Raw genomic sequence first — 10,068 nt, forward strand, 5'->3', positions numbered from 1 at the left:
AGACCGGTCAGGGGGAGGCGATGCCGACGGCGTGGCGGACGCCCTCGAGGACGGGACGGGCACGGTCGCGGGCCTGCTCGGCGCCGGCGGCGAGGATCGCGTCGAGCTCGCTGCCGGGGGCGACGAGCGCCTCGTACTGCTCGCGCAGCGGTGACAGCCAGGCGTTGACGGTCTCGTACAGGGCGTTCTTCAGCTCGCCCCAGCCGGTGCCGCCCTGCTCCAGGCGGGTCCGCATCTCCTTGCTCGCCTCGGGAGTGGCGAAGTTCTCAAACAGGGCGAAGGCCGCCGAGGCGTCCGGGTCCTTCGGCGCCTCCACCGGTGTGCTGTCGCTCACGATGCCGCGGATGAGCTTCCGCAGCTGCTTCTCCGGGGCGAACAGGGGAATTGTGTTCTTGTAGGACTTGCTCATTTTGCGGCCGTCGGTCCCGGGCAGTGCCCGCGCCGAGATGCCGGCCGGGTAGATCCCCGCCGGAATCTTCAGGCTGAACACGTCGCCGAACAGATGGTTGAACGAGCCGGCGATGTCGGCGGCGTATTCGACGTGCTGCGACTGGTCCTGCCCGACTGGCACCACGTCGGTGTTCATGATGAGAATGTCGACGGCCATCAGAATCGGGTAGTTGAACAGGCCCATGTTGATTCCGGCGTCCAGGTCCGGCACGCCGGCCTCGGCATTGCGGTCGCGGGCGGCCTTGTAGGCGTGCGCCCGGTTCATCAGGCCCTTGCCGGTGACGCAGGACAGCACCCAGGAAAGCTCGAAGATCTCGGGAACGTCGGACTGACGGTAGAAGACCGTACGCGTCGGGTCGAGACCGAGCGTGATCCAGGTGGCCGCTACCGACCGGGTGTAGCCGGCCAACTCCCCGCGGTCGCGGATCGATGTCAGGGCGTGGTAGTCGGCAATGAAGTAGATCGACTCGTAGGTCGAGGTGAGCTCCAGCGAGGGCCGGATCGCTCCGATGTAGTTCCCGAGATGCGGCTCGCCCGTCGGCTTGATGCCGGTCAGCGAGACCTTCGGCTGTTGCGCTGCCATGATTGCGCAGTCTACGGAGGCGACCCGGGGCGCCGGCTCGCCGGCGCCCCGGGGGCCGGCATCGTCGGCGGGTCGTGCTCCGGACGCGTGGCGCGCGGCTGTCAGGCGTCTCCGCCGAACAGGCCGGTCACGGAGCCGTCCTCGAAGACTGCCTTGATCGCGGCGGCAAGCAGCGGGGCGATCGACAGCTCGGTGATCTTGTCGATCCGCGCCTCGCTGGGCAGCGGCAGGGTGTTGGTGAGGACGACCTCGCTGATCTCGGAGTTCTTCAGCCGGTCGGCCGCCGGCCCGGACAGCACCCCGTGCGTCGCCGCCGCGATGACGTGGGCCGCGCCGTGCGCCTTGAGTGACTCCGCCGCCTTCGTGATGGTGCCGGCCGTGTCGATCATGTCGTCGACGATGACGCAGGTGCGGCCGCGGACCTCGCCGACCACGTCGAACATCTTCACCTGGTTGGGCACGTCCGGGTCACGCCGCTTGTGGATGATGGCCAGGGGACAGCCCAGCCGGTCGGTCCAGCGCTCGGCCACCCGCACCCGGCCCGAGTCGGGGGCCACGACGGTGACCTCCGAGGTGTCCAGCTTGTTCTCGATGTAGTCGGCGAGCAGCGGCAGCGCGAACAGGTGGTCCACCGGGCCGTCGAAGAACCCCTGGATCTGCGCGGTGTGCAGGTCGACGGACATGAGCCGGTGCGCACCGGCGGTCTTGAACAGGTCGGCGACGAGCCGGGCGGAGATGGGTTCGCGGCCACGGTGCTTCTTGTCCTGGCGGGCGTACGGGTAGAACGGCGCGACCACGGTGATCCGCTTGGCGCTCGCCCGTTTCAGGGCATCCACCATGATCAGTTGTTCCATCAGCCAGGTGTTCACCGGGGCCGAATGGCACTGCAGGACGAAGGCGTCGCAGCCGCGGACCGATTCGGAGAAGCGGACGAAGATCTCGCCGCTGGCGAACTCGTAGGCGTTCGTCGGCACGGGCTCGACGTCGAGCTCGGCCGCCACCTCCGCTGCGAGGTCGGGGTGCGAGCGCCCCGCGAAGAGCATCAGGTTGCGCCGGTTCTCGGTCTGGTAGGCCACCGCGTTCTCCTCGGACGTGACGGATGATCAGGCTGGGGGTGCATCCCCCCGCTGGTCAGAAGGTTGGGGCCGACATCCTCTACGTTCTGCTTCCCGCACCCGGAACGCCAGCGATGCCGGCCTCGCCTCCCCGGGTGTGCGCCAAGTCACTCCGGCCGTGTGTGCCAGCCCCGTGCGCATCCGCTCCGACGGGGTCGATCGGCGCCGCGGCATCCGGGACCTCGGGGATCGACGGGGCGCCGGCGGCGGCCGCGGCTCGGGCGGCGGGGCTGTCGGGCCGGCGCCGTGCCACCCAGCCTTCGATGATCCGCTGCCGCCCCTCGCGCACGGCCAGCGCGCCCGGCGGCACGTCCTCCCGGATGACGGAACCGGCCCCCGTGTAGGCGCCGTCCCCGACGGTGACCGGGGCGATGAGCATCGTGTCGCTGCCGATGCGGACGTCCGAGCCGATGACCGTGCGGTGCTTCGCGACGCCGTCGTAGTTCACGAACACGGTGGTGCAGCCGATGTTGCTCCGCTCGCCGACGACCGCGTCGCCGACGTAGGCCAGATGGGGGACCTTCGTGTGGTCGCCGAACTCGGCGGACTTCGTCTCGACGAAGGATCCGAGCTTGCCCTCGCGGCCGAGCCGGGTTCCGGGGCGCAGGTGGCTGTAGGGGCCGACGGTGGCGCCGGCACCGATCTCGGCCTGTTCTGCCGTGGTCCGCACGACGCTGGCCTCCGCGCCGACGATCGTGTCCGTGAGGGTGCACTCGGGGCCGACGACGGCGCCGCGGGCCAGGTGGGTGCGCCCGTGCAGGAAGGTGTTGGGGGCGATCGTCGTGTCCGGCTCCAGGGTGACGTCCGCGTCGATCCAGGTGGTGTGCGGATCCACGACGGTGGTGCCGGCCCGCATCGCGGCGGAGACGATCCGGTCGCGCAGCGCCCGGCCGGCGGCGGCGAGCTGGACCCGGTCGTTGACCCCGCCGGCCTCGACCGGGTCGGCGACAATCCGCGCCGCCACCGGGCTGCCGTCGCCGACCAGTAGCCCGACGACATCGGTCAGGTACTCCTCACCCTGGGCGTTCTCCCTGGTCAGGCGGGCCAGGGCGGCCTGGAGCGGGCCGGCCCGGAAGGCGTAGACACCGGTGTTGATCTCCCGGATGGCGGCTGTGGCCGCATCGGCGTCGCGGTGCTCGATGATCGCCCGGACCCCGCCCGCGGCATCGCGCACGACCCGGCCGTAGCCGGTGGCGTCGGCGAGGACGGCGGTCAGCACGGTCGCTGCGGCGCGCTGGGCATGGTGATGGTCGACGAGGGCGGCCAGGGTCTCCCCGGTGAGCAGCGGGGCGTCGCCGGGCAGCACGACCACCGTGTCGTCGGGGGCGAGCCCGTCGAGCGTGGCCAGGGCGATCCGCACGGCGTGGCCGGTGCCGTGCTGGCGGTCCTGCACGGCGGGGACGACCGCCGGGGCCTGCTCGGCGAGCATTGCCACGACCTGCTCCCGGCCATGGCCGACGACGACGGCGGTATGGGACGCGGCCAGCGTGGCGGCGGCGTGCAGCACGTGCCCGAGCAGGGTTCGCCCGGCGATGCGGTGCAGGACCTTCGGCGTCGTCGAGCGCATCCGCCGGCCCTCGCCCGCCGCCAGGATGATGACGGCCGCCGGACGTGGTGATGTCACGCGATCTCCCGAATCTTCGGCCTGCACGACGATGGGGCGACGGGGACCACACTACCGCGGCCTACTCGACGGCTCGGGGGAGGTTACTGCGGCCGGTAACACGCCGGGGGCCGATCTCGGGGGAACACGGGACGGGCCGCGGGAAACAACATGACCGATCCCCGCCGAAGCGCGCCGGCCCGTCGCGGAGAATTGCGGGCGACGGTGGCCCGGTCGGCGCGGCGGTGCTTCCCGACCATTCTTTGTGATGGTATTACTGGTGTACTCCGGTAGTGCTCCGCCGCCACGACTCGAACGTGGACTAAGAGAACCAAAATCTCCTGTGCTGCCGATTACACTACGGCGGACCGCGTAGGAAAACAGGCCAACTCTACCATCGTGGGGTGGCTCGGAAGGTAAAAGTAGGGCTGCAGACCACTGTCCCGCGGGTCGGGCCACGCCGCAGTCCCCGCCAGCCCGGCGCAGCCCTGTGTATCGGTCACCGGGGATGATTGCGGGGTCACCTCCCGCCGTCGTGCCGGCCGGGCTTCGGCGCGCCTCGCCCGAGGTGGCGTCGAGGGTCGCCGAGGCCGGTCCGGCCGGTCCGGCAGGCTCCGGCATGGTCGCCGGTCGCGGGTGGGGTGGTCCAGGTGGGTAACCGGGAGTGGCGGGTACCCCCGTTGGGCGTAGGCCATTCGGGCGGGCTCCGGCCGGCGGATGGACGGCCGGCGCTGGTCGCCGGGCGGCCCGATCGCCGTGACGTGTGGCCCGTTTGCGTGAAGGACGTCGGCAATGGGGACTGTTGTCACATCGGCGGGCTACCGTGACCGGTGGAGTGCCGGCGCAGTGGACCTGCCGCGATGGACGGGACGAGGCGATGACCGCTACCGACACGGTGTCACCGAGCAACAATCGGGCGCCGGGTGACGACCGAGAAACGACTGCGGGGCAGGCGGCCGGCCGCGCCGATCCCGCCAACAGCCGGGGCAATGCCACCACGCCCAGGTCGATGACGAAGGCCCGCGCCGAGCAGATCATCATGGTGGTGACGATCGTCGTTCCGCTCGCCGCCGTGGTCGCCGCGATACCCGCGCTGTGGGGCCGGTGGATTTCCTGGCGCGATGTCGTTCTTGCCCTGGTCTTCTATGCCATCTCCGGGCACGGGGTGACGGTCGGCTTCCACCGCTACTTCACCCACCGTGGATTCAAGACGTCCCGGCCGGTGCGGATCGCGCTCGCTGTCGCGGGCAACATGGCGATCGAGGGCCCGGTGATCCGCTGGGTGGCCGACCACCGTCGTCACCACGCCTTCAGCGACGCCGAGGGCGACCCGCACTCGCCGTGGCGCTACGGGCCCGGCGCCTGGTCGATGATGAAGGGGCTCTACCACGCCCACGTCGGCTGGCTGTTCGACGTCGAGCAGACCGACCAGCGCCGATTCGCCCCCGACCTGCTCGACGACCCGGACATCGTGAAGGTCAGCCGCTCGTTCGCCGGCTGCGCCTTCGTCAGCCTCGCCGCCCCGGCGATCATCGGTGGCCTCTGGGGCGGCTCGTTCGAGGCGGCCGTGCAGGCATTCTTCTGGGCCGGCCTCGTCCGGGTCGCCATGCTGCACCACGTCACCTGGTCGGTGAACAGCATCTGCCACGTGCTCGGCACCCGGCCGTACCGGTCGCGGGACCGTTCGACCAACGTCTGGCCGCTGGCGCTGCTGTCGATGGGCGAGTCCTGGCACAACCTGCACCATGCCGAGCCGACCTCGGCCCGCCACGGCGTGCGCCCCTGGCAGATCGACACCAGCTTCTACATCATCAAGCTGATGGAGACGCTGCACCTGGTCTGGGACGTCCGCTGGCCCGACCCGGCCCGCCTCGCCGCCAAGCGCGTCACGGCCGACGCCACCGCGGACGCCCCCGTCTGAGCCTCGACTCCGGCTCAGCCCTCAATCCGGCTCAGCCCTGGAGCAACCCGGCTCAGCCCTCGAGCTCGGCGGCGAGTGTCAGCCAGGCTTCCTCTGTGTCGTCCTTGTCGGCGACGACGGCGCGCAGCTCGGCGTCCAGGGCCAGCAGACGCTCGTGCTCCGTCGCCGCCTCGGCGAGGGAGTGGTGGAGTTCCTGCTCCCGGCGGGTCAGCCGGTCAAGGGCGCGTTCGAGTCGGGTCAGCTCCTTGCGGGCGGCCCGCAGCTCGCTGCCGGACCGGGTTGGCCCGGTCGTCGCGCCTGCCGGCGCCGGTGCCGTGGCGGACCCTGCGGTGGCGGACCTTGCCGTGGCGGACCTTGCCGTGGCGGTGGACGCGGCGGTGGCGGCCGCGGCGGCCTCGGATCCGGCGGCGGCGCGGCGGGCCAGGTACTCCTCGATGCCGCCGGGCAGCATCCGCAGATGGCCGTCGCCGAGCAGAGCCATCGTCACGTCGCAGGTGCGCTCGAGGAAATACCGGTCGTGGCTGACCACGACCAGGGTGCCGGGCCAGGAGTCGAGCAGATCCTCCAGCGCGGTGAGCGTGTCCGTGTCGAGATCGTTCGTCGGCTCGTCCAGGAGTAGCACGTTCGGGCGGGCCATCAGCAGGCGCAGGAGTTGCAGTCGGCGCCGTTCGCCACCGGAGAGGTCACCGACCCGGGTCCACTGCCGTGACGACGGCAGGCCGAACTGCTCCAGTAGCTGCCCGGCGCTGCGTTCCCGGCCCCGCTCGACCTCCAGCACCCGGCCGATCTGCTCGACGGCCTCCAGCGCGCGCAGCGACGCCGGGAGCTCGGCGACCTCCTGGGACAGCAACGCCGGGCGGACGCTCGCCCCGACCTTCACCCGGCCACCGTCCGGGACGACGTCGCCGAGCAGGGCGCGCAGCAGCGTCGTCTTGCCCGCGCCGTTGACGCCGACCAGCCCGATCCGGTCCCCCGGGCCGAGCAGCCAGGTGATGCCGTCGAACAGGGTGCGGTCCCCGACCCGGATGGTGAGGTTCTCCGCGTCGTAGACGTCCTTGCCGAGCCGGGAGGCTGCGAAGCTGCGAAGCGCCATCGTGTCGCGGGGCGGCGGCTCGTCGGCGATCAGGTCGTTGGCGGCGTCGATGCGGAACCGCGGCTTGCTGGTCCGGGCGGGGGGCCCACGGCGTAGCCAGGCAAGCTCCTTGCGCAGCAGGTTCTGCCGACGGGCCTCCGTCGCGTCCGCCCGTCTGGTCCGCTCGGCGCGGGCGAGGACGTAGGCGGAGTAGCCGCCCTCGTAGGCGTCGACACGCCCGTCGACGACCTCCCAGACCCGGCCGCACACCTCGTCGAGGAACCAGCGATCGTGGGTGGCCACCAGCAGGCCGCCGCGCCAGCCGGCGAGGTGGCCGGCGAGCCAGGCGACCCCCTCGACGTCGAGGTGGTTCGTCGGCTCGTCGAGGATCAGCAGGTCGAGGTCCTGGACCAGGAGCCGGGCCAGCGCCACCCGCCGACGCTCGCCGCCCGACATCGGGCCGAGCAGGTCGTCGAGGCGGTCCAGCAGCCCGAGGCCGGCAAGTACGCCGCGGCGCCGCGGATCCGCGGCCCACTCGTGCTCCGCGCCGGTGCCGACGACGACCTCGCGGACCGTCCGATCGGCGGGCAGCACGTCCGCCTGGGCCAGCGAGCCGACCCGGGTTGAACTCGCGTGCACGGCCCGCCCCGCGTCGGGCTCCGCCTCGCCCGAGATGATCCGTAGCAGGGTGGACTTGCCGGCGCCGTTGCGCCCGACCACACCGATCCGCTCGCCGGTGCCGATGCCCAGACTCACCTGATCAAGCAGGGCGCGGGTGCCGAAGGCGGCGTCGACGTTCTCCAGGCTGACCAGGACGGGGCTCACGGCCCGCCGCCTGACCCGTCCGCGGAGTCCGGACCTTCCAGCACCCGGGTGCCGGCGGCCGGGCCGCCGGCACGGCGCACGGCCCGCGCGACCCCCATGCCGGCCAGGCTCGCGGCGAGCTCGACGCTCTCGGCCGCCCCGGCGGCGAGGAAGGCACAGGTCGGCCCGGACCCGCTCACGATGGCCCCGACGGCGCCGAGCTCACGGCCGGTCTCCAGGACCCGGCGCAGCGCCGGCCGCAACCGCAGCGCCGCCGGCTGGAGGTCGTTGACGAGGGCGGCCCCGAGTTGGACGGGGTCACCGGTGCGCAGCGCGGCCAGCACGTCGTCGGCGGGGGTGGGACCGGCGTGAAGCCGGCCTTCGGACAGCCGGTCGAACTCGGCGTAGACGGCCGGGGTGGACAGGCCGCCGTCGGCGAGGGCGAACACCCAGTGGTACTCGCCGGTGGCCAGGACGTCGGTGAGCTGCTCGCCCCGGCCGGTGCCCAGAGCCGTGCCGCCGGCCAGCGGGAACGGGACGTCGCTGCCGAGCCGGGCGGCGAGGCCGGCGAGGGCGGCCCGGTCGAGGCCGGTCTGCCACAGCGCGTCGAAGGCGACGAGCGCCGCCGCCGCGTCCGCGCTGCCGCCGGCCATGCCCGCGGCGACCGGGATGCCCTTGGCCAGAGTCAGGTGCACCCGCTCCGAGGTGATACCCGCGGCCTCGGCCACCAGGTGCGCCGCGCGCACGGCGATGTTGTCCCGGCCGGTCGGGACGATCGACACATCGGGGGTGGTCGTGGCCGGGCCCTGCGCGGTCGGGTCCGCGCCCTCACCGGAGACCTCAACGGTCACCACGATCCCCTCGTCGCCCGCCTCGTCGGGGGTCGCCGCCGGCGGTCCCCCGAGCGCCTCGGCGCCGGGCGAGGTGGCGCCGGGCGAGGTGGCGGTGAGCGAGGTGGCGGTGAGGTCGTCGAACAGCGAGACGGCCTGGAGCACTGTGATCACATCGTGGTAGCCGTCCGGCCGCAGCGGACCGACACCGAGGTGCAGGTTCACCTTGGCCGGGGCCCGGACGGTCACGGCAACGGTGCCGGCTCCCGCGCCATGGCGCGGACCCGGGTGGGATCGAGGCAGCGGATGCTCCTTCGCTCGGACTCACTCAGGTTCACTCGTGCGGGCGGCCCCGCTGAGGCGGGCGACCCCCGCTGGTGCGGGCGGCCCCGCCCATATGGGCGGGGTGACCGGCCGGATCCAACCTATCCGCGGGTTCGGAGCGTATGACCGTCCACCCGCGGGGGTACATGGGAGGACGGGATGCCTGGCTGGTGAAATCGGGCGGCTCGCGGCGTGGGTGACCCTGTCGGGGCGGGCCCGCCCGTGCGCCGGAGCACTGCTTCGCCCGGTTGGACCTGGCCCTTCACACCTTTCCCGGCTTCCCATGATGTCCGGCCTGCATGTGCCTCGCTGCCGCGTCCGAGCTGACCCGCGGTGACCCGGTCGGACCCGACCTCAGCGGGCGGCCAGCCCGACACCGGGTGGTGCGCCGCGACCATGGCCCGCCCAAGGGACGCCGTACCGACGAAAGGGAGCACCATGACCACGATCTCGGGTTCCGGAACCACGACGACCGGATCCGGCACCTCGAACAGCGCCGTCCGGACGGATCCGTCGGCGACCGGCGCCGGTGGCGCCGGCCGGGCCGCCGTGCCGGACCGGAAGCACTCCACGGAGCTCCTCAGCGAACAGGGCCGCACGTCGATCGCGGACGCCGTGGTCCGCAAGATCGCCGGGGTGGCGGCTCGGGAGATCGCCGGTGTCCACGAGCTGGGCACCGGCGGCGCCCGGGCGATCGGCTCGGTGAAGGCTCGCATCCCCGGCGCGTCGGCGAGCGTCTCGCAGGGCGTCGCGGTCGAGGTCGGCCAGCGCCAGGCCGCCATCGATCTGGACGTTGTCTGCGACTACGGCGTCTCCATCGTGGACCTGTCGCAGTCGATCCGGCGCAACGTCGTCAGCTCCGTGGAGGGGATGACCGGTTTGGAGGTCACCGAGGTCAACGTCGCGGTCGACGACGTGTACATCGGCGACGAAGGCCAGGAAGACAGCCGGCGGGTCGAGTGAGCCTGGTCGGGACGGGCGAGGCCACCGCCTGGTTCCGCTGGGACCCCGATCGGGTGGCAGCGGCCGTCACCGCCTGTCCCGGGGTGGCCCGGCTCGTCGCGACTCCCACGCCCGGGCTCCTGTCCATCCCCGCGCGAGTCGGCGCGGGGGATCGGGGCCCGGTGGCCGAGGTGGCGACGTACCTGCCCCGCCGCCGGGTAGCGGGGGTGCGCGTGCGCGACGACCGGATTGTCGTGCAGGTCGACTGCCGCTACGGCGAGCCGCTGGCCGATCTCGCCGGCCGGATCCGGGCCGCGGTGCTCTGCGCCGCCCCCGACTGCCCCCGGGTAGACGTGGTCATCCGCGATCTTGACCCTCCGGACGGGCCGGCCCCGGCCGGAGGGTCAAGATCGCGGATGACCAC

Annotated in this window: 7 protein-coding genes and 1 pseudogene; 3 read left to right on the forward strand and 5 right to left on the reverse strand. The window is 72.5% G+C overall.

The genetic code is table 11. The annotated features are described in order from the left end of the window. Window positions 1–7 precede the first annotated feature (7 nt). The 3 genes from NBZ85_RS21315 to glmU form a co-directional block, all read right to left on the reverse strand. Complete coding sequence (locus NBZ85_RS21315; RefSeq protein WP_261562475.1) at window positions 8–1,033, reverse strand: tryptophan--tRNA ligase; 1,026 nt, start codon at window positions 1,031–1,033, stop codon at window positions 8–10. 101 nt (window positions 1,034–1,134) lie between these two features. Continuing rightward, window positions 1,135–2,109 (reverse strand): ribose-phosphate diphosphokinase, encoded by a 975-nt coding sequence (locus NBZ85_RS21320; protein ID WP_136446593.1) that lies wholly within the window; start codon window positions 2,107–2,109, stop codon window positions 1,135–1,137. Between the two features lie 79 nt (window positions 2,110–2,188). Next, window positions 2,189–3,772: a bifunctional UDP-N-acetylglucosamine diphosphorylase/glucosamine-1-phosphate N-acetyltransferase GlmU gene (gene glmU, locus NBZ85_RS21325; RefSeq protein WP_261562476.1), complete on the reverse strand. Its 1,584-nt coding sequence runs from the start codon at window positions 3,770–3,772 to the stop codon at window positions 2,189–2,191. Window positions 3,773–4,628: 856 nt separating this feature from the next. On the opposite strand from glmU, the gene NBZ85_RS21330 reads away from it, so the two are divergent. Further along, the gene (locus tag NBZ85_RS21330) at window positions 4,629–5,672 is read left to right on the forward strand and encodes an acyl-CoA desaturase (protein ID WP_261555983.1); all 1,044 of its coding nucleotides are present in this window, start codon (window positions 4,629–4,631) and stop codon (window positions 5,670–5,672) included. 52 nt (window positions 5,673–5,724) lie between these two features. Here NBZ85_RS21330 and NBZ85_RS21335 read toward each other — a convergent pair whose 3' ends face one another. Further along, window positions 5,725–7,569, reverse strand: coding sequence for an ABC-F family ATP-binding cassette domain-containing protein (locus tag NBZ85_RS21335; protein ID WP_261562477.1), 1,845 nt, complete (start codon window positions 7,567–7,569; stop codon window positions 5,725–5,727). After that, entirely contained in the window at window positions 7,566–8,627 is a 1,062-nt protein-coding gene (locus NBZ85_RS21340; RefSeq protein WP_261555975.1) for a 4-(cytidine 5'-diphospho)-2-C-methyl-D-erythritol kinase, read from the reverse strand. Before NBZ85_RS21340 ends, NBZ85_RS21335 begins: the two co-directional genes overlap by 4 nt. A gap of 513 nt (window positions 8,628–9,140) precedes the next feature. Between NBZ85_RS21340 and NBZ85_RS21345 the strand changes: the two genes are divergently transcribed. Both NBZ85_RS21345 and NBZ85_RS21350 read left to right on the forward strand, forming a co-directional pair. Beyond that, window positions 9,141–9,665, forward strand: coding sequence for an Asp23/Gls24 family envelope stress response protein (locus tag NBZ85_RS21345; RefSeq protein WP_261555971.1), 525 nt, complete (start codon window positions 9,141–9,143; stop codon window positions 9,663–9,665). Then, window positions 9,662–10,068 (forward strand): annotated as a pseudogene (locus tag NBZ85_RS21350) (hypothetical protein); the annotation flags it as partial. The gene NBZ85_RS21345 and the pseudogene NBZ85_RS21350, both read left to right, overlap by 4 nt.

Source organism: Frankia tisae (assembly GCF_025403405.1).
Lineage (GTDB): Bacteria > Actinomycetota > Actinomycetes > Frankiales > Frankiaceae > Frankia > Frankia tisai.

Excerpts from the sequence above, each read along its gene's own strand:
- NBZ85_RS21315 (WP_261562475.1), bottom strand. The coding sequence starts at position 1,033 with ATGGCAGCGCAACAGCCGAAGGTCTCGCTGACCGGCATCAAGCCGACG.
- NBZ85_RS21330 (WP_261555983.1), top strand. The coding sequence starts at position 4,629 with ATGACCGCTACCGACACGGTGTCACCGAGCAACAATCGGGCGCCGGGT.
- NBZ85_RS21345 (WP_261555971.1), top strand. The coding sequence starts at position 9,141 with ATGACCACGATCTCGGGTTCCGGAACCACGACGACCGGATCCGGCACC.